The organism is Mesorhizobium sp. CNPSo 4688 (assembly GCF_057784295.1).
In genome coordinates, this window is the sequence record NZ_JBWLUY010000021.1 from 60,859 (window position 1) to 84,994 (window position 24,136).

The window sequence follows — 24,136 nt, forward strand, 5'->3', positions numbered from 1 at the left end:
AGAGGCCCGAAGCGCAGAACAGTCGGGAAGTACGAAGTCTTTCACGACGGTGTCAAAGTGGCTGGTCTTTCCGGCGTGACTGCCGAAACGAAAGGCCCGGGCGACAACGGCACTGCCGGCAACAATCGTTGTGTCGAGGCCGGCACCTATAATCTGTTCACGCAAGCCGGTGCCAAATATGTGACGATCGGCTACACATCGAACGTCAATCCGGCCGCGCTGAAGCGTCCCGGCCTGCTGCTGCTGCCGACCGGCAAACGGGTCGGGATACTGATGCATCCGGGCCGCGGCTTCCTGTCGTCGATCGGCTGCATCAATCCGGCGGCGAAGCTTGCAACCGCCACTGACGACATCAATTTTGTCGACAGCCGCCAGCGCGTCATCGCCATCATCGACGACATGAAGGCGTTTCTCGGCGCGTCCTTCCCGGGCAGCAATGGCGTCAAGATTCCGAACGCGACGATCGTGATCAAGTAGTGCAGCTCCAGGCGAAGCGCCGGGGGGCTCACGCCACCGACCAGCCACCATCGACCAGGATGTTGGCGCCGGTGATCAGCGATGCCGCCGGCGAAGCCAGGAACACCACGGTTCCCGCGACGTCGATCGGGTCGCCGATGCGGCCGAGCGGAATGTGGTTGAGCACATGCGCATGAAACTCCGGCTCGGCCAGCGAGGGGCGGGTGCCATCGGTCCAGATGAAGGTCGGCGCCACGCTGTTGACGGCGATGCCGTGCTGCGCCCATTCGGCGGCCAGGCAGCGGGTCAGATGGTTTATCGCCGCCTTGCTCATGCAGTAGATGGCCTCGCCCTTCAGCGTCACCGTGCCGGCCTGCGAGCTGATGTTGATGATGCGCCCACCGTTCTGCGCAATCATCAGCTTTGCCACCGCCTGGGTGGTGAAGAAGGTGCCCTTGAGGTTGACGTTCACCGTCAGGTCGAAATCGTCCTCGGTGACGTTCTCGGCCAGGTTTTCCGGCCCGAGCCCGACATTGTTGACCAGAACGTCGATGCGGCCGAAGGCGGTATGCGCCTCGGCGACCGCCTTTCGCACGGTGGCGAGATCGGTCAAGTCCATCTCCACCGCCAGCGCCCGCCTGCCGATGCGCTCGATCTCGGCGGTCAATTCCGCCCCGTCGGCCTTGCTGCGCACGCCGACAATCATGTCGGCGCCGGAACCGGCGCAGGCCAGCGCACAGGCGCGGCCGATTCCGCGTGAGGCCCCGGTGACCAGCACCACCTTGCCGGCCAGATCGAATTTCGGCGTGTAATCCGTTGTCATCGCAAACCTCCCCTAAGAAGCCGTCAAGCCTGACTTGCATTATCCGGCGGCCGTGCTGAACAGTATCCGCTCGCAAGCTGAAAGCCAGCCAGCGCCGTGCGCATCGCCGACGACAAGAACACAGCTCGCCCAAGGACTTGCCATGGGGCGGCCATCATGATGCCATCTCGTTTGCGCAAGATATCGCTGGGTTTTGCCTTGACCATGGCCGGCCGCGCCGAAAACAACGTCGCTCATTTCGAAGAGGCGGTGTTGGTCCTGCGTGAAGCGATCGTGGTGCAAAAGAAGATCAATTCGGTGCCGGCTGTCGCTTGCACGCAGGACAGCCTGTGCGACGTGCTGGCCGACCTGGGCGCGGCCCGCAAGGACAAAACGATGGCCGAGGAAGCCATCGCCGCCTGTCAGGAGGCGCTCGGCATCTTCCGCGAAAAGAAGATGGACGATCTCGCCGCCGGTTCGGAAAAGAACCTCGCCGAAGTGCAGGCGCTGCTCGCCGAACTGCACTGAAACTGGAGTGCCGCGCTCCGGCGGGCGGACGAATGGTCGTGACGCCAGCGTTAACGCTATAGCGCAAGCAAATGTCATCGGCTCGCCATGGCATGACAGGGAAGCGATGTGGCAGTATCGGCACTTGCGCCGGTTGCCGTCACCATCCAGGACACTGGCGCGACTATGTTCAGTTGGAGCTCTAGATGACCGTACTCACCCGCCGCAGGCTTCTAAAAACAGCCGCGGTAGCCGGCGTCGGCGGGGTCGGTCTTGCGGCGATGGCCAGGCTCGGCGGCTGGGCTGCGGCCGCTCCGGAGCCTGTGGTGCTCAAGACGGCAAAGATCCAGGCGAAGCTCATGGATGTCGGCCAGACCCGGGACGTGCTGACTTATGGTGTATCAGGAATGCCGCCGGTGTTGCGGATGAAAAAGGGCCAACCCTTCGCCGCGCGCCTCGTCAACGCCATCGACGATCCGACGACCATCCACTGGCACGGCATTCGCGTTCCAAACAAGATGGACGGCGTCCCCTTCCTGGTTCAGCCCTACGTCTATACCGGCGATCATTTCGACTACGCTTTCACGCCGCCCGATGCCGGCACCTTCTGGTATCACCCGCATTGCAACACGCTGGAACAGATCGGCCACGGCCTGACCGGCGTGATCGTGGTCGAGAATCCCAACGATCCGAAATTCGACGCCGAGGCGGTCGTCAATCTGCGCGACTGGCGGCTGGGCGACGACGCCCAGTTCATCCAGCAGTTCAGGCCACGCGATGCCGCAAAAACCGGAACCTATGGCACGGTGCGCACCGCCAACTGGCTCGACCAGCCGCAGTTCGACGCGCCGGCCGGCGGGCTGGTGCAGCTACGGGTCGCCATCACCGACGTCACCCGCATCTACGCCTTTCGTGTAGAGGGCGCGGAAGCCGCGGTCATTGCGCTCGACGGCAATCCGGTGCCGCAACGTTTTGCACCGGACGCCTTGCTGCTTGGACCAGGCGAACGCATGGATCTCGCCATCCGCATGCCCGACGAGGAGGGCGCAATCGTCAGCCTCGGCGATGTCCGGGGCACCAAGCCCAAGACGCTCGCCACGCTGCGCGCCACCGGCAGCTCGCTCAAGCGAGACCTGCGTGACCTCCCGCCCCTGGAGGTCAACCCCGTGGCGGAGGTGGATCTCGCCAGCGCGAAACACATTGCGCTCTCGCTCAGCGCCACGGCGGAAAACGTCCCGAGCGACGGCGTATGCGGCTCGCTCGGCTACAGTTTCTGGGCCATCAACAAGGTGCCATGGCCCGGCGACACGCCGGACCCGACCGCACCCTTGGCCGAGTTGAAGCTCGGCAAAAGCTATGTCGTGGACATGGAGAATTTGACGCCGCAATCGCATCCGATCCATCTGCACGGCATGAGCTTCAAGGTGCTGTCGTCGTCGACGCGCCAGGTACAGCCGGTAATCTCCGACACCTATCTCATTCAGCCCAACGAGAAGGTGCAACTCGGCTTCGTCGCCGACAATCCCGGTGACTGGCTGCTGCATTGCCACATCATCGAGCATCAGAAATCGGGGATGACGAGCTACATCAGGGTGGTTTGAAGGGACGCTCGGGCCATCCGCCTCAGGAGCGGGTTAACCTGGCCGGCCGAGCTTATTGTTCGAGAAATTGCCGCGGTCCGCCGGTTTCGTTGGCAAAGCAGGGCCGTTCCCTGCTATTCCCGCCTGCAAATCAAGAAGCCGTGGACACGCTTGCATGACCAATGTTGCCCTGACCGGACTGGCCCGCGATCTCGCCAGGCGCGCCGCCGAGGGCAAGCCGGTGCGCATCGGCGTCATCGGCTCCGGCGAAATGGGCACCGATCTCGTCACGCAAGGCATGCTGATGCCGGGCATCGAGGTCTGCGCCGTCTCGACGCGCCGCCCGCACACCGCGCGTGATGCCATCCGCATTGCCTATGGCGATGAGGCGATGGCGGTCGAGGCCGACACGGCATCGAAAGTCACCACCGCGATCGAGGCGGGGAAAATCGCCATCACCTCGAACGACATGCTGGTCACAAATCCGCTGATCGACGTCGTCATCGACGCCACGGGAAAGCCCGGTGTTGCCGCCGATTTCGACCTCAAGGCGATGGAGCATGGCAAGCATCTGGTGATGATGAACGTCGAGGCCGATGTCACCATCGGCTGCTATCTCAAGCAGCAGGCCGACCGGCTCGGTGTCGTCTATTCTGTCGGCGCCGGCGACGAGCCGTCGAGCTGCATGGAGCTGATCGAGTTCGCCTCGGCGCTCGGCTACACCATCGTCTCGGCTGGCAAGGGCAAGAACAACCCGCTCAACCACGATGCCGTGCCGGATGACTATCGCGAGGAAGCCATCCGCCGCAACATGAACCCGCGCATGCTGGTCGAGTTCGTAGACGGCTCGAAAACCATGGTCGAGATGTGCGCCATCGCCAACGCCACCGGGCTGGTGCCTGATGTGCCTGGCATGCACGGACCCAAGGCCGACCGCGACCAGCTGGCAAAAGTGCTCGTTCCACGCGCCGATGGTGGCATCCTGTCGAAGAAGGGCGTCGTCGACTACACCATCGGCAAGGGCGTGGCGCCCGGCGTCTTCGTCATCGTCGAGGCCACGCATCCGCGCATCGTCGAGCGCATGGACGATCTGCATATCGGCCACGGCCCCTATTACAGCTTCTTCCGGCCCTATCATTTGACCTCGCTGGAAGTGCCGCTGACCGCGGCGCGCATCATGCTCTATGGCCGACCCGACATGGTGCCGCTGCCGAAGCCGGTCGCCGAGGTCTGCGCGGTCGCCAAGCGCGATCTCGCCGTGGGCGAAACGTTCGATGCCATTGGCGAGACCTGCTACCGTTCCTGGACCATGACCGCTGAAGAGGCCCGTGCCCACCGCGCCGTGCCGGTCGGCTTGCTCGAGGGCGGCAAGGTGCTCAAACCGGTCAGGAAGGGTGAATTGCTGACCGTGGACAATGCCACGCCCGACCAGACGACAAGGCTGTACGCCCTGCGCAAGCTGCAGGATGAGATGCTTTACGGGGGTTGAGATTGCATGGCAGGCCAGCCTCTGGTTTTGTCATGACAAGTTCACTATATTGTAGTGACAACGACCGGAGGCTTCCAAAATGAATCTCCAGATCAGAGACCCGCGCGCCCGTGACCTCGCCCGGCAACTTGCCGAAAAGCGAAAGATTTCAATGACCGAGGCGGTAATCGAAGCGCTCGAATCCGAGCTTCAGCGCGAACGCGAACAGGTTCCGCTGGCTGAACGGCTGGCCGCCATCTCGAACGACCTGAAGGCCAAGGCGGGAAGCGGCGGCAGGGATTTGACCAAGGATGAGATCGACGAGATGTGGGGACATTCCTGATGTTCATCGACACCTCGGTGGTGATCGCTGTCCTCTCCGGAGAGGAAGACGCCGCCGAGTGGAGCCGCCGGATCGGGCAGGCCTCGATACGGATAACATCTCCGCTGGTCGTGCTCGAAGCGGCGATGCGGCTTTCATCGAAGTTGGTGGTGGAGCCGCTCTTCGCCGAGAGGGCGATAGAAGACTTCCTGCGCGAGGCCGCGATCGAGGTGGTTCCGATCGAAAGTGGTGATACCAAGCTCGCGATCCAGGCTTTTTCGGACTATGGCAAAGGTCGCGGCCACCCGGCTCAGCTCAATCTCGCCGACTGCCTGTCATATGCATCGGCAAAAAGCCGTGGCATGCCCTTGCTCTACAAAGGGAAAGACTTTTCCTACACCGATCTGGCCTGACCTACTTCCCCAGCTCTATCGACCGCAACCGCGCCGCTTCCACCGCTTCGGTCAGCAGCTTGGTCAGCCGGTCTTCGCCCATCAGCACGGCAAGTGCTGCGGCGGTCGTACCGTTGGGGCTGGTGACCTGCTGGCGCAGCAGGCCGGGCTCCTCGCCGCTTTCGGCGGCGAGCGCGGCGGCACCATAGACGGTCTGCATGGCCAGCAGCCTGGCGGTCTCGGCCGGCAGCCCGGCCTTCTCGGCGGCAACCGTCAGCGCCTCGATGAAGTGGAAGATGTAGGCCGGGCCGGACCCCGAAACCGCCGTCACCGCATCCATCAGGCCTTCATCGTCGATCGTCGTCACCACCCCGCTCGCCGACAGCAACTCGGCGACGAAACGTCTGACATCGTCGGTCACCAGCGGGTTGGAATAGACCACCATCATGCCCTTGCCGATTGCCGCCGGCGTGTTCGGCATGCAGCGGATGATGGGTGCGAGATGGCCGAGGATATGCTCGAACGTGGCGACAGGCGTGCCGGCGGCGATGCTGACGAAGGTGGTCCTGCCATCGGCGAAACGCTTGTAGGCAGTGGTGACGTCACGGATGACTTGCGGCTTCACGGCGATGACGACGAGGTCGGGCTCAGCATCGGCCGGGATGCCGTTGGCATCCTCGGCGACACCGCAGCCAAGATGCTCGGCGCGCTTGCGCAACTCGGCATTGGGCTCGACCACGAACACGGCATGCGGAGCAAGCTTGCCGGATTTCAGCCAGCCCGCCAGCATGGCGTAACCCATATTGCCGCAGCCGGCGAGAACAAGCCTGATCGTCATTTGAGAGCCCTCCGAGACAGGCTTCTCCTTAAACGCTCACCGACGGGCGGGGAAGACCCTCAAGGCTGGCTGGATCAGGCCAGCCGGTAAGAGCGCCGGCGCACCGCGATCGGCCGCAGCGACACTTGCCTCAGGCCAAGCACGCCGAGCACGAAGAACAGCCAGACCGGGTCGCCGCGATGGAAGAAGAAGCTTTCGAGGAAAGCGTTCAGCGCCGTAAACAGCACCACCATCATGAAGAAGTCACCGAGATAGATGTTCTCCTTGCGCGGCGGGATGCGCATGTAGTCGCGCAGCGGCGCGATCAGGAAGGTGTAGACGGCCACACAAAGCGCCGGAATGCCCATCAGCACGGCGATGTCGAGATAGCCGTCATGGCCATGCACGATTGTCCGGATGTCCCAGGGCCGGTCGAAAGGCTGGTCCTGGCTGAGCAGCAGCGGCGTGCCCCAAAAACTTTCATAGCCGTAGCCGGTCCACGGCTTCTTCGCCAGCATCTCGCCGGAGAACTCCCACAGCGTCGTACGTCCGGTATAGGTGAGGTCGGGGAAATAGGTCGCCGCCAGCTCCTTCACCGGCGGGATGAAGACGATGCCGAGCGTGCCGACCGCCGTCGCGATGATCGCCAGCGCAAACAGGATCGGCGTGCCGAACCGCATGCCGATCAGGCCTGGCAGCACCACGATCAGAATCGAGAACGGCACCAGGCCGGCCGTCGTCTTGGAGCCGGTGTGCAGCATGAAGACCATCGCCGCGCTGAAGATCGCCACGCCCCAGAATTTCTGGCCGCGCCGGAAGAGATAGAGCCCGGCAAAGCTGAAACAGGCCATGATCGGCCCGGCGATGTTCTTGTGGGCGAAGACGCCGCGCCACAGGCCCGCATGTTCAGGCTCCTGCGAGTCGGCCGTGTGCAGCGCCTCGTGCGGAAAGACGATGAGGCCGATATAGGACAGGCCGATGACGACGATGGCGCAGAAGATGATGACTTTCGAAAAACTCTCGGCGTCGCGCGGCAGCACCAGGACCGTCGCTATCGTCAAGACGCCGAGCAGCGTGAAAAAGGCCGCGCGCATCGCCGAGGACGGGTCGGTCGCGTTGATGACCGAAAGCATGAAAAAGCCGAGGATCAGGATCCAGGACGGGCTGAGCAGCGAGCGCACCACCTTGGGGTCGGCGAACGTCAGCAGTGAGAAGATCGAAATGGCGCCGAGCGAACTGAAGCCGAGCTGGTTGACGATGTCGCCTCCGTCGCCGGTCAGTTCCGCACCTGCCGGCTGAAACGGCCGGAACGACACGATGATGACGGCAAACAACAGCGCGGCAATCGCCGTCGCCACGCCGTCGCGGGTGACGATGCCGCCCAGCAGCAGCTCGTCAGTTCTTTTCAGGCTGCCTGTATTGCTCATTGGCGTATCCGAATTCGGCAAGCACGCGGCCGAGCGCGACATAGACGGGATAAAGCGCCGTCGACAAGGAGCCTGTCCGCGCCAGCTTGATCGCACCGCGCAGCGGCGAAGCGGCAAGCAGCGCCAGACTTTTGGCAAACACCTTGACGCCGGCCAACGGCGTGCCGGCGCGTTTCTTTTTCTCGACCAGGGTCGAGATCACGCCGTTGCGCAAGGAGCGGGCGCGGATCCAGTCGGCCTCGACGCGCCTGGCCGGAACGCCTTCGCGCACCTTGGCCTCGGCGCACCAGCCAAGCACGAAACCTTTCTGCGCCGACCGGCTGAGGAAGTCGGAATCGCCGCCGCCCATGAAGTTGAAGCGGAGGTCGAGGAAGGGCGGTCCCATGGCGGTGAGCACGTTGCGCCCGACCAGAAGGTTGCCCGAGGAGTAGAGTGCGGCCACGCGCCCGGTCTCGCGATAGGGCGGCGCAAACACGGGGTGCTCGGCCCATTTGGCGTGAGCCTGATCGGCAAACACCGGTACTTGCGGCCCGCCGACAATGTCGGCGCCAAGCGTCTCCGACGCCTCGCACATCCGCTCCAGCCAGTCGGCGTCGGCGATCTCGTCATCGTCGATGACCAGCAGATGGCGGAAGCCAGGAAAATGCAGGATCGCCGTCTGCCAGCCGGCATTGTAGGCGCTGCAATTGCCGCGCTCATGCGCGATGATAACCATGCCCTGGATATCAGCGCGCTCGAACAGCGGCACTGCCGCCTTGGCGCCCTCACGCGCTTCAGCCTCATTCTCGATGACGATGACGGCAAAACGCCTGGCAGTCGTTTGCGCCTTGAGCGACGCCAGCGTTTCCAGGAGCAGTTGCGGCCGCTTGAAAGTCGGCAGCGTGACGACGGCTTCGATGGTGTCGGCGGCGAGCCCCGGAGAGCGTCCCGCGATCGATACCGAACCATCCGATGGCAAAGGGATCATCCGCTCCAGCCGCATGTATTAAATCTGGCTTCCGATAGCACCGCGATGATAACGTTTCGTTAATCACCTTTCGCAGCGAGCCTGCTGATCGGTGCCTTTCATCCGCTGCTTTGCATGACTTAATCAAGGGTTCACCCAGCTTTGATAGTGGCTGACGCCTGGATAGGTGAGATGCATCTGCTGTTCGCCACATCGATCGTGCCCGACGGCGCACTCGCCTCGGGCTATGAGATCGCCAACGCTGCGATCATCGCTGCCTTGCGGCGCGCCGGCGTGCGCGTCACCGTTATAGGCTTTATCTGGCCGGGCAAGGCGGCAAGCGACCCCGAAAACACCATCGTGCTCGGCGCCGTCGACGTGCGCACGGAAAGCGCATCGGCGATGCGGAAGCTCGCCTGGCTCGGCAAGGCGATGCTGTCAGGACTCACCTTCGCTTCTGTGAAGCTACGCGCGGTTTCCGACAGCGAAGTCCGCGCCGCCATCGAACGTGCCGGCCCTTTCGACGGCTATGTCCTGAATTCCGTGCAGCTCGCTGGCGCCTTTGAAAAACTGTTCGCCGACCGCCCATCGATCTTCGTCGCCCACAATGTCGAACATGCTTCGGCCAGGGAAAATGCGGCCGCAGCAAACAGTCGCTTCCAGCGCCTGCTGTTTGCCCGCGAGGCGAGGCTCCTCAAGACCATGGAAGAGCGGCTCTGCCGCCGGGCCCGCTTCGTCTTCACGCTGGCCGAGGAAGACCGCGCCGCACTCGGCGTTGCCTCCGACGACCGCTCGGCGGTGCTGCCGCTGGTGACCACTGCGACAGTGCCGAAGCCGGCAAGGCCGCGCCGCATCGATTGCGACGCGGCACTGATCGGCACCTGGACCTGGCAGCCGAACCGCATCGGCCTCGACTGGTTCCTGGAAAAAGTCGTGCCACATCTCAGGCGCAATTTTCGCATCAGGATCGCCGGCAACATGCCGTCCGACATCACCTCTGCGCATCCCGGTGTCGAATTCGTCGGCCGTGTGCCCGATGCGCAGGCTTTTGTGCGCGGCGCCGCCGTCATTCCGCTGATCAGCACCGCCGGCAGCGGCGTGCAGCTCAAGACCATCGAAACCTTCGAGCTCGGCCTGCCGTCGGTCGCCACCAGCCGCTCGCTGCGCGGCATCGACCATCGCCCGGCCAACTGCGTGGTGACAGACGATCCGGCCGCCTTCGCCGGCGCGCTGGAAGCGGCGGCCGCCGATGTCAGGGATGTAGACGGCACCGCATTCCATCGCAGTCAAATGAAGGCACTCGACGCCGCGATCAGGCTCGGCCTGGAAACGCTGGGGCCGGTCGGGCAGGAGGTGTTTGCATGAATATGCACACCGCCCGCGCCGCCCTTGGGCTAGACACGCTGAAGATGATCCTCGGCATTTCGGTCCTCGCCATCCGCTGGGATGACGCGATCGCGCTGCTGGCCCGGCTGATTGCCGAGCGGCGCTTCACCAAGGTCAGTTTCCTTAACGCTCACAATGCCAACATCGCCTATACCGACCCGGTCTTTGCCGAAGCGCTCGACGATTTCCTCATCCTGCCCGACGGCGTCGGCGTCGATCTGGCGGCAAAGCTGCTCTACGGCGCGCCATTCCCGGACAATCTCAACGGCACCGATTTCATTCCGGCCTTTCTGCAGGCATCGGCAAGGCCGCTGACAGTCGGGCTGCTTGGCGCCACCCGCGCCAACGCCGAGGCGGCGTCGATCAAGCTGACGGCGCTGGCCGTGCAGCACAAATTCGTCGTCATCCATGACGGCTATTTCTCGCCCGCCGAAGAGCAGGCAATCGTCGACCGCATCGAGGCGTTGCGGCCCGACGTGCTGCTTGTCGCCATGGGCGTGCCGCGCCAGGAATTGTGGATCGCCCGTCATATCGACGCTCGCCACTGCACGCTGCCGATCGCCGTTGGCGCGCTGCTCGATTTCCTCTCCGGCTCCGTGCCGCGAGCGCCGCTGTGGATGCGTCGGCTGAGGCTCGAATGGCTGTTCCGCCTGTGCATCGAGCCGGGCCGGCTGTGGCGCCGCTACGTCGTCGGCAATCCGGTGTTTCTGTGGCGTGTCGTCAGGCAGAAATTTTCGCATCGGCCCAGGCCTGCCGGAGATCTGCGGTGAACAGCCGCTTCGTGCCTGATACCGCCGCCGACACGGGCGTCCTGCCGCAGACGCCGACAGCGGCGGTGGTGACCGCCAGCTATGCGCCGGATTTCGAGCGCTGCCGCCTGCTGTGCGAGACCCTCGACCGCCATGTCTCCGGCGTGGCGCATCACTACATACTGGTTGAGCATCGCGACGTCGCGCTGTTCCGCCAATTGGAAAACAGCCACCGCACTGTCGTCGACGAACGCGACCTGCTGCCGCGCTGGCTGCGCGTGTTCGACGATCCGATGAGCCTGTTTCGCCGCCGCCTCTGGCTCAGTTTCAAGACCCAGCCGTTGCGCGGCTGGCATGTGCAGCAGCTGCGCCGCATCGCCATCGCTGCGCATGCGGGGGAAGACGTGCTGGTCTTCTGCGATTCCGACGTCGCGTTCGTCAAACCGTTCGATCTGAACGCCTTCTGGCGCGACGGCAAGGTGCGGCTGTTCCGCCGCGACGGCGTGCTGTCGAGCGAGGGTCACGACGAGCACCGCATCTGGTCGCGCAATGCGGGTTCGGCGCTTGGCATCGATCCATCCGAAGTTTCGACCCACGACTATATTTCGACGCTGATTGCCTGGCGCAGGCAGACCGTGACGGCGATGTGTGCTCAGATCGAGAAGGTCCATGGCCGGAACTGGGTCGAGGTCATCGGCTCGGCGCGCCGATTCTCCGAATGCATGATCTACGGCCGCTATGTCGATGATGTGCTGAAGGGCGCCGGCCATTTCCACGGCTCGGAAGAATTCTGCCGGGTGCATTGGACCGGAGAGGCGCTGTCGGATGACGAATTCCGAAGCTTCGTCGCCGCCATGGCGCCGGGGCAGGTGGCGATCGGCATGCAATCCTTCATCGGCACCGATATCGGCCGCATCCGCCGTCTGATCGGGCTGGACTAAATAGCTTTTGCCGGCTTGCGCATCGCCGAGTAAGTCAGCAGTGCCGAGGCGAGATAGAGCAGCAGGAAGACGACATTGAGCGACAGCACCAGAGTGGGCGTGTCGACGATCGTGGTCAGCACATAGGTCAACAGCAGCGCCTTCAGCCCGGCCAGCAGGCCGAGATTGAGTGCGCGGATCGCAGTCTGCCCGCGCGCGAACAGAAGCTCGGCCTGGTATTCGACCAGGTTGCGCAGTCCCGGCACGCCGATTGCCAATGCCACCAGCGGTGCTGCCTCGGCGACATTCCTGCCCAGCGCATTGGGGAAGAAATGCAGCACGATGCCGAGTGCCGCCAGTGCCAAAGTCGACACCAGGAACACGCCGGCTTCGATGCCGCTCTTGACCCGCAGTCGCGACAATAGCTCCGGCGCCCGCATCATGCGCTGCACCAGCATCATCGAGAAGGTGCGGATCGGGATTGCGGTCAGGTCGACCAACCGCATGATGATGGCATAGATGCCCGCCAGATGCGGCCCGCCGATCGCCAGCACGAGCAGTTTGTCGAACTCCGACTGCAGGTAGAACAGCACTTCGGCGCCGGCGACATAGATCGAATCGGCCAGCCGCCGCAGATACAGCTCGGTGCGCAGCCTGAGCCGCTGGCGCGGATAGTAGAAGCCGAAGGCAAGCAGCAGCGAGGCAGCGTTGGCGCCGATGTAGAACAACGACCACACCCAGACGCTGTGCTGCCCCGACAGCATGAACAGCACCGCGCCAAGCGCGCGAAACGCCGTTGTCACGATCGACAGCACCGCGGCACGGCCGAATTTGCCGAGCCCATTGTTGACGATCAGCACCACCTCGACCGGCCGCCACAAAAGTGCTTCGGCAAAGACGATTGCGGTAAAGATGGCCAGCGGCACGGTGCTGGCGAAGAAGATCAGGTAGACGCCCCAGGAGGCTACCGCCAGCAGCGGCAAGGACACGACGCCAAGCATCAGGAAGCCGGCGGTGAACGTGCCGATCAGGTTGGGGCGGATGGTGGCGGTACGGTAGAGCGCCGAGATGAAGCCGAAGGCGAGGATCCGCGACAGCATGACGCCGGCGGCGGAAGCGGTGGCGAACATGCCGAACTCGGCGATCGACAGCGTGTTGGCGAGTGCGATGAAATAGGCGAGTGAGAACACCAGCCGCCCGCCGGCGCCGCTGATCGCTGAGAGATAGTCGCGGACCAGCCCCCGTCGTTCGGCCACGAAGGTACCGATCCGGGCGAGTGTCCGCCTTTGCGGTGTGTCGCTGGCCTGCATCATGTCGAGGAAAGCCATAGGCCGGAAAGTTTAACGTGCGGTTCTGACCACCCTTTTACGCTCTCGACAATGTGCGGCAGAAGCCAGAAACTTCGGCTTCGGGCCAAGGAAATTAACCTTTTGTTTCCCATGCCTGTTTAGCGTGGCTTAACGATTGGCCGATCGCCGCTCCCAAGCCGCCAAGGGTAAGTTTCAAGACAATGGTCGACAGGGAAAACCGTGAAGACTGGAGGCGCGAGCGCTCGCTCCTGGCGCTCGGCAAGGCTGTGCGCGGCGACGAGGCGGCGGATGCGTCGCCGGTTTCGATCGGCGACCGCGCCGATCCGTCATGGCGCGAGGACGCCGCCACGCGTCATCGGATTGCCCGCTCGCAGCGCGAGGCGCGGTCGAATCCCGCGCCAGCGTCACCGCCCGACCCGCCACGAGCCGACCGCGAACCTGTTTCGGGCGACGCGTCTGACTTCAGACCGCGCGCCGAGGCTACGCGTTTCGAAGCCTACCGTTCACAACCCCGCTATGCCGGCGACACGCAGCGGCCGGACCGCGACGATGACGACGATCAGCAATGGAAGCCGCTGATCGACCCGGTGCAGGTTGTCCGCGGCATCACCCGGTCCAAGCTGCTGATCGTCTCGACGACGATACTGGGAACGGTACTGGGCGTTGCCATTGCCGTCTCGACGCCGAAGAAATACGAGGCCACCACCCAGGTGGTCATTGAGCCAGGCGACCTGAAGCTGTCCGACAACGATCTCACCCAACCGGTCGGGCAGCCAGATGCGGCGCTGGCCGTTGTCGAAACCCGTATCAAGATGGTGACATCAGGCAAGGTCCTCGACAAGGTCGTCGCCGATCTCAATCTCGTCGACGATCCGGAGTTCAACGGACAGGGTTCCGGCGGTCTTGGCGTCATGTCGCTCATCCGCTCGATCCTGTCGCGCCAGGATGGGCCTGGCGGTGCCGGCGAAGTGCGCCGCCAGGCGCTGGCGGTTGGCAATCTGGCCAAGAGCCTGTCGGTCGAACGCAGCGGCAAGAGCTTTGTCGTTTCCATCAGCGCCACCACCCAAAGTGCCGACAAGTCGGCGGAGATCGCCAACACGACGAGGGACGTTTTCCAGCAGGAGGCGGCCCAATACCAGTTCGGGATGGCCGGACGCGCGACGGACCAGCTGACGGCCAAGCTCGATGACCTGCGCAAGGATGTCGAGACGGCCGAGCGCAAGGTCGAGGATTTCAGGGCCACGCATGATCTCGTCGACGCGCAGGGCCATCTGATCAGCGACGACCAGATGCTGAAACTTAACGAGCAGCTCTCCGTCACCCGAGCCCGCACGCTGGAACTCAATGCGCGGGCCGCGTCGGCGCGTTCGCTGGACGTCAATTCGGTTATCAACGGCACCTTGCCGGAAGAAATCAATTCCAACACGATGAGCGAACTGCGCGCACAATATGCAGCTTTGAAGCAGGAGGCCGACCGCGCCGCCGTGCGTCTGGGGCCGCGCCATCCTGAATACCAGGCGCTCAACGCCCAGCTCGACGGCTCACGCGAGCGCATCGCCGGGGAACTGCGCCGCATCGCCTCGTCGCTGCAGGTCGACTTGAAGCGCTCGGTCCAGGTTGAGCAGGATCTCGCTTCCCGCCTGGCCCAGGCAAAGGTCCAGAGCGGCGACGTCAACAGCGATCTGGTCAGCCTGCGCGAACTGGAGCGCGATGCCACCGCCAAGCGCTCCGTCTATGAACAATATCTGCTGCGCGCCAAGGAGACCGGCGAACAGCAAAACATCAACACCACCAACATCAACGTGCTGACCAAAGCGCAACCGCCACTCGAACCCAACGGACCGTCACGCGCTGTGATCGCGCTGGCCGGCCTGCTGCTCGGCCTTGCTTCCGGCATCGGTCTCGGTGCGATGCGCGGCGCCTTTGCCAGCCTGCGCGACGCCGCCAGTTCGCGTTCGCGCGGCCGGATGGACGAGCGACGGCCACCCGTCGAAGACAAGGTCTATCGCGCGCCGCTGCCTGCACCTGCAGCACCTCCGATGCAGCCGGTCGAGACGGCTCCTACCCGGAACCCAGGTCTGTTCGGCGGGATGCTTTCGGCCGTCCGCAAAGCCATACCACGCGGCGAGGCGCCGCTGGAAAGACCCGCCAAGACAGGCCACGCCCAACCAGCCACGCCGGCCATCGCCGAGCGCACGAGACCGATGCAGGAGCCCGTCGGCTATCGTCAGCCGGACTTCCGGCACGAGGCGCCGCCCGCCTATGAGCAGCAGCCCGGCTACGCGCAGCCCACTCAGCCGGCTGACTACGCCTATTCGCAGGCCCAGCCGTTGCAGGCAGCGCCAGAGAGGTGGTCTTCTGCGCAGCCGGCCGAGACGGCGCCGGACGACCAGCAAGCGCAAACCGACGATATCCGCGCCGGCCTGCGCGAATTTCGCGAGGCGGTTCGCGAACTCACCGAAAACCGTTCGCGCCGCCGCTATTTCTGAGCAATTCCAGGAAAAGTGTGAAGCGGTTTTCCCGGGAAAAGCGCGTAGCGCGCTTTCCCTTGGGAATTGCGTCAAAACAAGAAATAGAGCGGTTCAGCCTTTCCGTGAAAGGATGAGCCGCTCTGACCCCGCCAGCACGGAATAAAAGCTGCCGGTTTCGAGTTAGCGGCATCCGACGGCGCTTTGACGGGATTGCCTGGGCCAAATTTCGTGAAAATGCCGCGCAAGCATGGCGCCCAAAAAGCGCTGCCGTCGGGCTTGACCCGAACGGGCGGAACGTTTGGAACAACGACATGCACGAAACAATGCTCAAGGTGCGCTTTGCGCCTTGGCTGGAATGATGTCGAGGATGGTTCATGGCCGAAGTGATTGACGGAAAGATCGTCGCCGGAGACGTGGTTCAGAAGGTCAAGACCTTGACCGCGGACCTGATCGCCAAGGGTAAGGCCAAGCCCGGCCTGGCGGTGGTCATCGTCGGCGAGGATCCGGCAAGCCAGGTCTATGTCGCCTCCAAGTCGCGCACCGCCAAGGAATGCGGCTTTCATTCGCTGCAGCACACACTGCCGGCGGACACGTCCGAAGCGGCGCTGCTCAAGATCATCGGCGAGCTCAATGCCGATCCGGCCGTCAACGGCATCCTGGTGCAGCTGCCGCTTCCTGCCCATATCGATGCCGGCAAGATCATCCAGGCCATCGCGCCGCAAAAGGATGTCGACGGCTTCCACTTCATCAATGTCGGCAAACTCGGCACCGGCGAACTCGAGACCGCCTTCGTGCCTTGCACGCCGGCAGGCTCCATGCTTCTGATCGAACGCGTGCGCGGCAAGGATCTTTCCGGCCTCAATGCGGTGGTCGTTGGCCGCTCCAACATCGTCGGCAAGCCGATGGCCAATCTGCTGCTTGCCGCCAATTGCACCGTCACCATCGCCCACAGCCGCACCAGGGACTTGCCGGCGCTGGCCCGCACCGCCGACATTCTGGTGGCTGCCGTCGGCCGGCCTGAAATGGTCAAGGGCGACTGGGTCAAGCCGGGCGCCACCGTGATCGATGTCGGGATCAACCGCGTTCCGGCGCCCGAGAAGGGCGAAGGCAAGACCCGCCTCGTCGGCGACGTCGCCTATGCCGAGGCGGCGAAGGCGGCCGGCGCCATCACTCCGGTGCCCGGCGGTGTCGGACCGATGACCATTGCCATGCTGATGGCCAATACGTTAGCCTCAGCCTACCTTGCGGCCGGCTTGAAGCGGCCCTCCTTCTGACCCGGAAAGCAGCTTCTTTGCCGAACCCCATTGTTCCCTCTGAACGGCCGGTCATGGATGATCCCGTTCAAGGCGGCCGGCAATTCGCGTTCCTGCTGGTCGACAAGTTTTCGATGTTTTCGCTGGCCGCGGCAATCGACACTTTCCGCTCGGCCAACCGCCTGCTCGGCCGCGATTTCTATGGCTGGACGACGGTTTCGGCCGACGGTGATCCGGTCATGGCCTCCAACGGCCTGCCACTCAAGATCGACTATGCCGTGGCCGACCTGCCGCCGGTCGACATCCTGTTCGTCTCGGTCGGGCTGACCACCGAATTCCCCGGCAAGAGCAAGGTGCTGGCCGCGCTGCGCAGCTGGGGTCGGCGCGGCAACGCGCTCGGCGCGCTGTCTGTCGGTTCCTATCTGCTTGCCGAAGCCGGCCAGCTCGAAGGCTATCGCTGCACCATCCATTGGGAAAACCGCGCCGGCTTCGTCGAGCGCTTTCCCGACATCAATTGCACTGGCAACGTCTTCGAGATCGACCGCAAGCGCTACACCTGCGCCGGCGGCACCACCTCGATCGACCTGATGCTGGAGATCGTGCGTGGCGATTTCGGCTCGAACCTCGCCAATGGCGTCGCCAACCAGTTCCAGCATGAGCGCATCCGCTCCGCCGGAGACCGCCAGCGCGTCGGGCCGGAACGTGATCTCACCGGCAAGTCGGAGAAGCTGAGGCGCATCGTCGAACTGATGGCCGACCATCTCGACGAGCCGCTGTCGGCGGTGCAGCTTGCCAAGTCGGCGGGCCTGTCGGTGCGCCAGGTCGAGCGCCTGTTCCTGCGCCATCTGAGCGTCACCCCCGGCCGCTATTACATGCGGCTCAGGCTCGAGCGGGCGCGCGAATTGCTGCGCCAGACCAACATGCCGATCCTCGATGTGGCGATCGCCACCGGCTTCACCTCGCACTCGTATTTCGCGCAGAGCTACCGGCTGCAGTTCGGCCGTCCGCCTTCCGAGGAGCGGCGCACCACCTATTGATGCGGTGCTGGGCCAGCCCCGGAATAGGTCGTTGGCCCGGGCCGATCCTGTTACACTGCAACCGTTCGTGACTCGCTCTAGGCTTGTGTCCGAACGCGCCGTCAAATAGCTTCCGGCGCGGACCAGAGGGCGGCCTCAAGGAGATTCCAATGGCGGGACTTTTGCGGAGCGTCGCTGCGGCGCTGCTCCTTTTGTCGATGACGTCGCTCGGCTTTGCCGCAAACAAGGTCATCATCATCCTTGACGCTTCAGGCTCGATGTGGGCCCAGATCGACGGCAAGCCGAAGCTCGAAATCGCGCGCGAATCGCTCAGGACCGTTCTGCAGTCGGTTCCGGCCGACGACGAGATCGGCTTCATGGCCTATGGCCATCGCGAGAAGGGCAGCTGCGAGGACATCGAGCTGATCGTGCCGCCGCAGGCGGGCTCGGCCAGTGCCATTTCGGCCGCCGCCGACAGCCTGAAATTTTTGGGCAAGACGCCGCTGACCGCTGCCGTCAAGCAGGCGGCTGAAGCCTTGAAATACACCGAGGACAAGGCGACCGTCGTTCTCATCACCGACGGGCTTGAAACCTGCGAAGGTGACCCGTGCGCGCTTGGCAAGGAGCTGGAAGCGTCGGGCGTCGACTTCACCGCCGATGTCGTCGGCTTCGGCCTGACCGCCGACGAAGGCAAGCAGATCGCTTGTCTCGCCGACAACACAGGCGGCAAATACATCCAGGCCTCGGACGAGAAAGCGCTGCAGGAAGCGCTGGTCGAAACCGTCGCCGCCCCAGCACCAGCGCCTGAACCTGCGCCGGCGCCTGCTCCGGCACCGGCGCCCGAACCGGCCAAGCCCGAATTCAATTTCATACCGAGCGTGGTCATGGCCGAAGGCGGCGATCCGATCACCGATGGCAATGCCTGGGAGGTCTACAAGGCCAAGTCCGATGGCACACGCGGCGAGTCCGTCACCACCCAGTACAACAGCTACGAGGCCAATCTCGAGCCGGGCGACTATATCGTCGTCGCGCGCGCCGATGAGGCCCAGGTCGAACAGAAGGTCAAGATCGAGGCCGGGCAGGTCTACAAGCCGCTCTTCACCTTGAACGCCGGCACCATGCTCATCCATCCGAAGGCCTACCAAGGGGCCGATATCAGCGACGAAGCCCATGTCGACTTCGCCTTCCCGGGCGGCAGCACCACTCACTATGGCGATACCAAGATCATCGTGCCGGCGGGTGAGCAGAAGGTGACGGTTGCGATCGGCAGCGGCTCGGTGACCGAGACCATCCAACTCGCCGCCGGCCAGACGGTCGAAAAGGACATCGTCGTCGGCGTCGGCCATGCCGTCGTCAACGCCTATTACACCCCGGGCGGCGACAAGGCCGACTCGTCGGGCATCAGCATCCAGATCGTCAAGGCCAAGAAAAAGATCGACGGCTCTCGTGAAGACGTCGCTCATTCCTATGGCCCTGACAGCAAGTTCTGGCTGCCGCCGGACGACTATGTCGCGGTCACCGCGCTCGACCTCGCGACCGTCGAGCAGCCGTTCAGCGTCAAGGTCGGCGACGACCAAGACGTTAAGGTGACGCTCGATGCCGGCGTGCTGGCCATGTCGGCGCCGGGCGCCTATTCGATCGAGGTGCTGTCGCCGAAGAAGGACATCCAGGGCAACCGCAAGGCGCTTGGCCTGAGCTATGGCGACACCTGGCAGCAGACCATTCCGGCCGGCGACTATGCTGTCGTCCGCCACATGTCCGGTGAAGGCCAGGACAAGGAAATGCCGGTGACCGTCAAGGCCGGCGAACGCACCGAGATTACGGTCCAGCCGTAGTTAGAGCAATTCCAGGAAAAGTGTGAGCGGTTTTCCGTCCGGAATTGCGCAAAAACAAAGAGATAGAGCGGTTCGCCGTTTCCGTGAAACGGTGAAACGCTCTGGCGTTTCATCCCAAACGAAAAAGGGCGGCCTTGAGCCGCCCTTTTTATATCGCAGGAAATGATGGTTCAGGCCGTGCCGAAAGCGCTGGCGCCATGATCGGCGCGGCCGACCAGCTGGCGGAAACCGGCGAACAGCTCGCGGCCGAAGCCGAACTCGTTGCCGATGAGATCGATGTCGGCCGTGCGGCGTAGTGCGAGCTCGGGGCCCGGCACCAGCACTTCCAGCGTGCCGGCGTCGGCGTCGAGCCGGATGATGTCGCCGTCATGGATCCGGGCGATAGGCCCTTCCTCGACCGCTTCCGGCGTCACATGGATCGCCGCCGGCACCTTGCCGGAAGCACCCGACATGCGCCCGTCGGTGACCAGCGCGACGCGCTGGCCGCGATCCTGCAGGATGCCAAGCACAGTGGTCAGCTTGTGCAGTTCCGGCATGCCGTTGGCCTTCGGCCCCTGGAAGCGGATGACGGCGATGAAGTCGCCTGTGAGCGTGCCGGCCTTGAAGGCTTCGTTGAGGCCTTGCTGGCTGTCGAACACCTTGGCCGGCGCCTCGATGACGCGGCGTTCCGGCTTCACGGCGGAGGTCTTGATGACCGCATGGCCGAGGTTGCCGGCCAGCACCTTCAGGCCGCCGGTCGGCTGGAAGGCCTTTTTGAAAGGCGCCAGCACTTTCTCGTCGCCGCTCTGCAGCGGCGAGGCTTCGCGCACCACGCTGCCGTCTTCGCCGAGCCTGGCCTCGACCGCATAGGGCCGGAGGCCTTCGCCCCACACTGTCTGGACATCCTCATGCAGGACGCCTTCGTCGAGCAGTTCGCGGATCAGGAAGCCAAGCCCACCGGCGGCATGGAAATGGTTCACGTCGGCAAGCCCGTTCGGATAGACGCGGGCCAGAAGCGGCACCGCTTCCGACAGGTCGGAAATGTCCTGCCAGGTCAGCGTGATGCCGGCCGCCGCGGCCATGGCGATGAGATGGATGGTGTGGTTGGTCGAGCCGCCGGTGGCGTGCAGGCCGACCACGCCGTTGACGAAAGAGCGTTCGTCGATCATGCGGCCGACCGGCGTGTAGGCGTTGCCCAGCGCGGTGATCGCCAGCGCCCGCTTCGTCGCCTCACGCGTCAGCGCGTCGCGCAGCGGCGTGCCCGGATTGACGAAGGAGGCGCCGGGCGTATGCAGGCCCATGATCTCCATCAGCATCTGGTTGGAATTGGCGGTGCCGTAGAAGGTGCAGGTGCCCGGCCCATGGTAGGATTTGGACTCGGCCTCAAGCAGTTCGGCGCGACCGGCTTTGCCTTCGGCATAGAGCTGGCGAACCTTGGCTTTCTCGTCATTGGGCAGGCCCGTCGTCATCGGTCCAGCCGGCACGAACACCGCCGGCAGATGGCCGAAGGTGAGGGCCGCGATCACCAGCCCCGGCACGATCTTGTCGCAGACACCGAGATAGACGGCGGCGTCGAACATGTTGTGCGACAGGCCGATCGCGGCGGCCATAGCGATGATGTCGCGTGAAAACAGCGACAGCTCCATGCCGGGCTGTCCCTGGGTTACGCCATCGCACATGGCCGGCACGCCGCCGGCCACCTGCGCGATGCCACCAACTTCCCGCGCGGCATCCTTGATCAGCGCCGGAAACGTCTCGAACGGCTGATGCGCCGACAGCATATCGTTGTAGGAAGTGATGATGCCCAGGTTCGGCACCTTGTCGGCGCCGAGCGCCAGCTTTTCAGACGGGCTGCAGACGGCAAAGCCATGCGCGAGGTTGCCGCAGGACAGCACCGATCGGTTGGCGGTGCGGTTCGAGGCCTCGGCGATGCGGCCGAGATAGCGCTCGCGGCCGGCTTTCGAGCGCTGGCGGATGCGTTCCGTGATGGCTTCAATGTCGCGTCTGGCTGTCATGGTCGGTCCTTTCGAGCCCCGGAGAACGTCCTCCCACTGTTTGCCGGGACTGCTTTCGTGAAAATCAGGGTGCCCAGAACACCTCTACTGGTATCGGGGCTGCTTCGAGCACTTTGCGAATGGGCTTCTTCGCACCCGGTCCCATCGCATTCTCGAAGGCGGTGCGCTTGTCCTCGCCTTCGATATGCAGCGCGATGAAGCCGGCGGCGATGATGCGCGCCATCGATAGGGTCAGCCGCGGCTCGCCGCCGCTCGGTGCATGCACCGGCAGCACGATCCTGCGCGAAGCAGGATCGAGCAAGTCGCTGAGGTTATCTGCATCGGGAAAGAACGACGCGGTGTGGCCGTCGCCGCCCATGCCGAGCACGACGACGTCGAGCGGCCAGGACAGTGCCTTGAGTGCAGTGTCGTCGGACGCTGCGGCAGTCTCGATGCTTGCGGCCTCGTGATACATTGGCACGAAGTGTGCGGCGGCGGCCGCGTTCTGGAGCAGATTGGCGGCAACCAGCCCGGCATTCGAGCGCGGCGAGGACGCCGGCACGAACCGTTCGTCGACCAGCGTGACCGTCACCTTGTTCCAGGCGATCGGAATGGTCGAAAGCGCTGCAAAGAATTTCGCCGGCGTGGTGCCGCCTGAAACGGCAAGGAGAGCCGTGCCGCGCTCGTCGATGGCCTTGGTCAGCCGCGCCGCGACATTGCCGGCAAGGGCTGCCGCCAGGTCCTGGCGCCCGGCAAAGCCGTTCCAGCTGTAGGCCGGCTCGGTCAATTGCTCTCGTGCCATGTCCGCCCGTCGCGTTCGATCAGCGCAATCGAGGCCGAAGGGCCCCATGTGCCGGCCGTATAGCCTTGCGCTTCCTGCCTGGCGCTTTCCCAGGCGTTCTGGATCGGATCGATCCACTTCCATGCCGCCTCGACTTCGTCGCGGCGCATGAACAGCGTCTGGTTGCCGCGTACCACATCCATGATCAGCCGTTCATAAGCGTCCGGCGCACGACCATCGAAGGATTGCGCGAAGCTCATGTCGAGCGGGATCTGGCGCAGCCGCATGCCGCCCGGACCCGGATCCTTGATCATGATGAACTGCTTGACGCCCTCGTCGGGCTGCAGCCGGATGACCAGCTGGTTGGCGAAGATCGGTCCGGCGCTGTCGCCGAAGATCGAATGCGGGATTGGCTTGAACTCGATGACGATTTCAGAGACCCGGGTCGCCAGGCGCTTGCCGGTTCGGAGATAAAACGGCACGCCGGCCCAGCGCCAGTTGCCGATCTCGGCCTTGATGGCGACGAAGGTCTCTGTGTTACTGTCCTTGCCCAGCTCGTCGACATAGCCTTTGACGGCGCCACCGGCCGAGGCGCCGGCACGATACTGGCCGCGCACGGTGTGCTTGGGCGCTTCGTTGCCGTTGATCCGCTTCAGCGCGCGCAGCACCTTCAGTTTCTCGTCGCGCACGGCGTCCGCATCCATCGACGACGGCGCCTCCATGGCAACCAGGCAAAGCAGTTGCAGCATATGGTTCTGCACCATGTCGCGCAGCGCGCCGGCCTTGTCGTAATAGGTGACGCGGTCTTCCAGGCCGACGGTCTCGGCGACCGTGATCTGCACATGGTCGACATGCGCCGAGTTCCACAGCGGCTCGTAAAGCGCATTGGCAAAGCGCAACGCCATCAGGTTCTGCACCGTCTCCTTGCCGAGATAGTGGTCGATGCGGAAGATCTGGCTTTCGTGGAAGTCGTCGCCGACCAGGTCGTTGAGCTTGCGCGCCGAATTGAGGTCGCGGCCGATCGGCTTTTCCAGCACGATGCGCGAATTCGGCGTGATCAGATTGTGCGCTTTCAGCTGGTGCGAGATGTCGCCGAACAGCGCCGGCGCCACCGCCAGGTAGAAGGCGCGGATGCGGTCGCTGTCGCCGATCGCCTTTTTCAGCTTGTCGAAGCCGGCGCCCGTCGTCGCGTCGGCCGACACGTAGCACAGCCGCGCCAGGAATGTCTTCAGCTCCTTGGCGTCGATATCGGCCCGCTTGACGTGATCGGAAATCGCTTGGCTGGCGAAGGCCTGGAATTCCTCGTCGCTCATCTTCGAGCGCGACGTGCCGATGATGCGGGTCGGCTCGGAAAACTGATGGTCGCGCTGGCGATGGTAGAGCGACGGCAGGAGCTTGCGTTCCGACAGGTCGCCCGTGCCGCCGAAGATGATGAAGTCGAAAGGATCGACGGGGATGATCTGGCTGGTCATGGTCTGTCCGCTTTGACACCGCTCGCTGTGACGCGGCTGATATAATCTAATCGATTTAAATTATCCAGTGCCATGGTGTCACATCAAGGACCAATCACTCCATATTGATTCGGTCCAAATGTGCCTTGACACTGGCTGCCACCCGGAGGCTTGTCGTTATCAGAGGGTCCCGGGGAGCTTTCGCGCCTGCAACATAGAGCGGGAATGTGACGAAAGCTAAGGGCAAAATTCACTTGCAGGGTGATCTTCAATG

The 24,136-nt window shown here is 63.8% G+C and carries 21 protein-coding genes; 13 read left to right on the forward strand and 8 right to left on the reverse strand.

Going from position 1 to position 24,136, the window contains the following annotated elements:
• Positions 1–57 precede the first annotated feature (57 nt).
• Positions 58–477 carry a hypothetical protein gene (locus AC04SH_RS29505; RefSeq protein WP_488577645.1) on the forward strand — a complete coding sequence of 140 codons (420 nt, stop codon included), beginning with the start codon at positions 58–60 and terminating at the stop codon, positions 475–477.
• Between the two features lie 28 nt (positions 478–505).
• Here AC04SH_RS29505 and AC04SH_RS29510 read toward each other — a convergent pair whose 3' ends face one another.
• Positions 506–1,279 carry an SDR family NAD(P)-dependent oxidoreductase gene (locus AC04SH_RS29510; RefSeq protein WP_488577646.1) on the reverse strand — a complete coding sequence of 258 codons (774 nt, stop codon included), beginning with the start codon at positions 1,277–1,279 and terminating at the stop codon, positions 506–508.
• A gap of 156 nt (positions 1,280–1,435) precedes the next feature.
• On the opposite strand from AC04SH_RS29510, the gene AC04SH_RS29515 reads away from it, so the two are divergent.
• The 5 genes from AC04SH_RS29515 (at position 1,436) to AC04SH_RS29535 (ending at position 5,548) form a co-directional block, all read left to right on the forward strand.
• Entirely contained in the window at positions 1,436–1,786 is a 351-nt protein-coding gene (locus tag AC04SH_RS29515; RefSeq protein ID WP_488577647.1) for a hypothetical protein, read from the forward strand.
• A 185-nt stretch (positions 1,787–1,971) separates the two neighbouring features.
• Positions 1,972–3,366 (forward strand): multicopper oxidase family protein, encoded by a 1,395-nt coding sequence (locus AC04SH_RS29520; RefSeq protein ID WP_488577648.1) that lies wholly within the window; start codon positions 1,972–1,974, stop codon positions 3,364–3,366.
• 154 nt (positions 3,367–3,520) lie between these two features.
• Positions 3,521–4,834 carry an NAD(P)H-dependent oxidoreductase gene (locus AC04SH_RS29525; protein WP_488577649.1) on the forward strand — a complete coding sequence of 438 codons (1,314 nt, stop codon included), beginning with the start codon at positions 3,521–3,523 and terminating at the stop codon, positions 4,832–4,834.
• A gap of 79 nt (positions 4,835–4,913) precedes the next feature.
• Positions 4,914–5,156: a type II toxin-antitoxin system VapB family antitoxin gene (locus AC04SH_RS29530; RefSeq protein WP_488577650.1), complete on the forward strand. Its 243-nt coding sequence runs from the start codon at positions 4,914–4,916 to the stop codon at positions 5,154–5,156.
• Positions 5,156–5,548: a type II toxin-antitoxin system VapC family toxin gene (locus AC04SH_RS29535; RefSeq protein ID WP_488577651.1), complete on the forward strand. Its 393-nt coding sequence runs from the start codon at positions 5,156–5,158 to the stop codon at positions 5,546–5,548. The genes AC04SH_RS29530 and AC04SH_RS29535 overlap by 1 nt, the downstream gene beginning before the upstream one ends.
• Position 5,549: 1 nt before the next feature.
• Here the strand turns inward: AC04SH_RS29535 and proC are convergent, their stop codons facing one another.
• The 3 genes from proC to AC04SH_RS29550 form a co-directional block, all read right to left on the reverse strand.
• Positions 5,550–6,365 (reverse strand): pyrroline-5-carboxylate reductase, encoded by an 816-nt coding sequence (gene proC / locus AC04SH_RS29540; protein ID WP_488577652.1) that lies wholly within the window; start codon positions 6,363–6,365, stop codon positions 5,550–5,552.
• Positions 6,366–6,439: 74 nt separating this feature from the next.
• Complete coding sequence (locus tag AC04SH_RS29545; protein WP_488577653.1) at positions 6,440–7,771, reverse strand: O-antigen ligase family protein; 1,332 nt, start codon at positions 7,769–7,771, stop codon at positions 6,440–6,442.
• Positions 7,740–8,738: a glycosyltransferase family 2 protein gene (locus AC04SH_RS29550; RefSeq protein WP_488577654.1), complete on the reverse strand. Its 999-nt coding sequence runs from the start codon at positions 8,736–8,738 to the stop codon at positions 7,740–7,742. Before AC04SH_RS29550 ends, AC04SH_RS29545 begins: the two co-directional genes overlap by 32 nt.
• Before the next feature lie 171 nt (positions 8,739–8,909).
• Here AC04SH_RS29550 and AC04SH_RS29555 point away from each other — a divergent pair, with 171 nt between their 5' ends.
• From AC04SH_RS29555 to AC04SH_RS29565, 3 genes are read left to right on the forward strand one after another with little or no spacing between them, the layout of a single operon-like run.
• Complete coding sequence (locus AC04SH_RS29555) at positions 8,910–10,082, forward strand: glycosyltransferase (protein WP_488577655.1); 1,173 nt, start codon at positions 8,910–8,912, stop codon at positions 10,080–10,082.
• Positions 10,079–10,873, forward strand: a complete 795-nt coding sequence (locus tag AC04SH_RS29560) for a WecB/TagA/CpsF family glycosyltransferase (RefSeq protein ID WP_488577656.1) — start codon at positions 10,079–10,081, stop codon at positions 10,871–10,873. The genes AC04SH_RS29555 and AC04SH_RS29560 overlap by 4 nt, the downstream gene beginning before the upstream one ends.
• On the forward strand, positions 10,870–11,793 hold the full coding sequence (locus AC04SH_RS29565) for a DUF6492 family protein (protein WP_488577657.1): 924 nt from the start codon (positions 10,870–10,872) through the stop codon (positions 11,791–11,793). Before AC04SH_RS29560 ends, AC04SH_RS29565 begins: the two co-directional genes overlap by 4 nt.
• Here the strand turns inward: AC04SH_RS29565 and AC04SH_RS29570 are convergent.
• Positions 11,790–13,085, reverse strand: a complete 1,296-nt coding sequence (locus AC04SH_RS29570; protein WP_488577658.1) for a lipopolysaccharide biosynthesis protein — start codon at positions 13,083–13,085, stop codon at positions 11,790–11,792. The two genes, AC04SH_RS29565 and AC04SH_RS29570, sit on opposite strands and share 4 nt — an antisense overlap.
• A 197-nt stretch (positions 13,086–13,282) precedes the next feature.
• On the opposite strand from AC04SH_RS29570, the gene AC04SH_RS29575 reads away from it, so the two are divergent.
• The 4 genes from AC04SH_RS29575 (at position 13,283) to AC04SH_RS29590 (ending at position 19,657) form a co-directional block, all read left to right on the forward strand.
• The gene (locus AC04SH_RS29575) at positions 13,283–15,571 is read left to right on the forward strand and encodes a GumC family protein (RefSeq protein WP_488577659.1); all 2,289 of its coding nucleotides are present in this window, start codon (positions 13,283–13,285) and stop codon (positions 15,569–15,571) included.
• Positions 15,572–15,927: 356 nt separating this feature from the next.
• Positions 15,928–16,827 carry a bifunctional methylenetetrahydrofolate dehydrogenase/methenyltetrahydrofolate cyclohydrolase FolD gene (folD, locus tag AC04SH_RS29580; protein WP_488577660.1) on the forward strand — a complete coding sequence of 300 codons (900 nt, stop codon included), beginning with the start codon at positions 15,928–15,930 and terminating at the stop codon, positions 16,825–16,827.
• Positions 16,828–16,880: 53 nt separating this feature from the next.
• Positions 16,881–17,843, forward strand: a complete 963-nt coding sequence (locus AC04SH_RS29585) for a GlxA family transcriptional regulator (protein WP_477237510.1) — start codon at positions 16,881–16,883, stop codon at positions 17,841–17,843.
• A 149-nt stretch (positions 17,844–17,992) separates the two neighbouring features.
• Positions 17,993–19,657, forward strand: a complete 1,665-nt coding sequence (locus AC04SH_RS29590; RefSeq protein ID WP_488577661.1) for a vWA domain-containing protein — start codon at positions 17,993–17,995, stop codon at positions 19,655–19,657.
• A gap of 170 nt (positions 19,658–19,827) precedes the next feature.
• Here the strand turns inward: AC04SH_RS29590 and edd are convergent, their stop codons facing one another.
• The 3 genes from edd to zwf form a co-directional block, all read right to left on the reverse strand.
• On the reverse strand, positions 19,828–21,651 hold the full coding sequence (gene edd, locus AC04SH_RS29595) for a phosphogluconate dehydratase (RefSeq protein WP_488577662.1): 1,824 nt from the start codon (positions 21,649–21,651) through the stop codon (positions 19,828–19,830).
• 64 nt (positions 21,652–21,715) lie between these two features.
• Complete coding sequence (gene pgl / locus AC04SH_RS29600) at positions 21,716–22,432, reverse strand: 6-phosphogluconolactonase (RefSeq protein ID WP_488577663.1); 717 nt, start codon at positions 22,430–22,432, stop codon at positions 21,716–21,718.
• Positions 22,414–23,883: a glucose-6-phosphate dehydrogenase gene (gene zwf, locus AC04SH_RS29605; RefSeq protein ID WP_488577664.1), complete on the reverse strand. Its 1,470-nt coding sequence runs from the start codon at positions 23,881–23,883 to the stop codon at positions 22,414–22,416. Before zwf ends, pgl begins: the two co-directional genes overlap by 19 nt.
• Positions 23,884–24,136 lie beyond the last annotated feature (253 nt).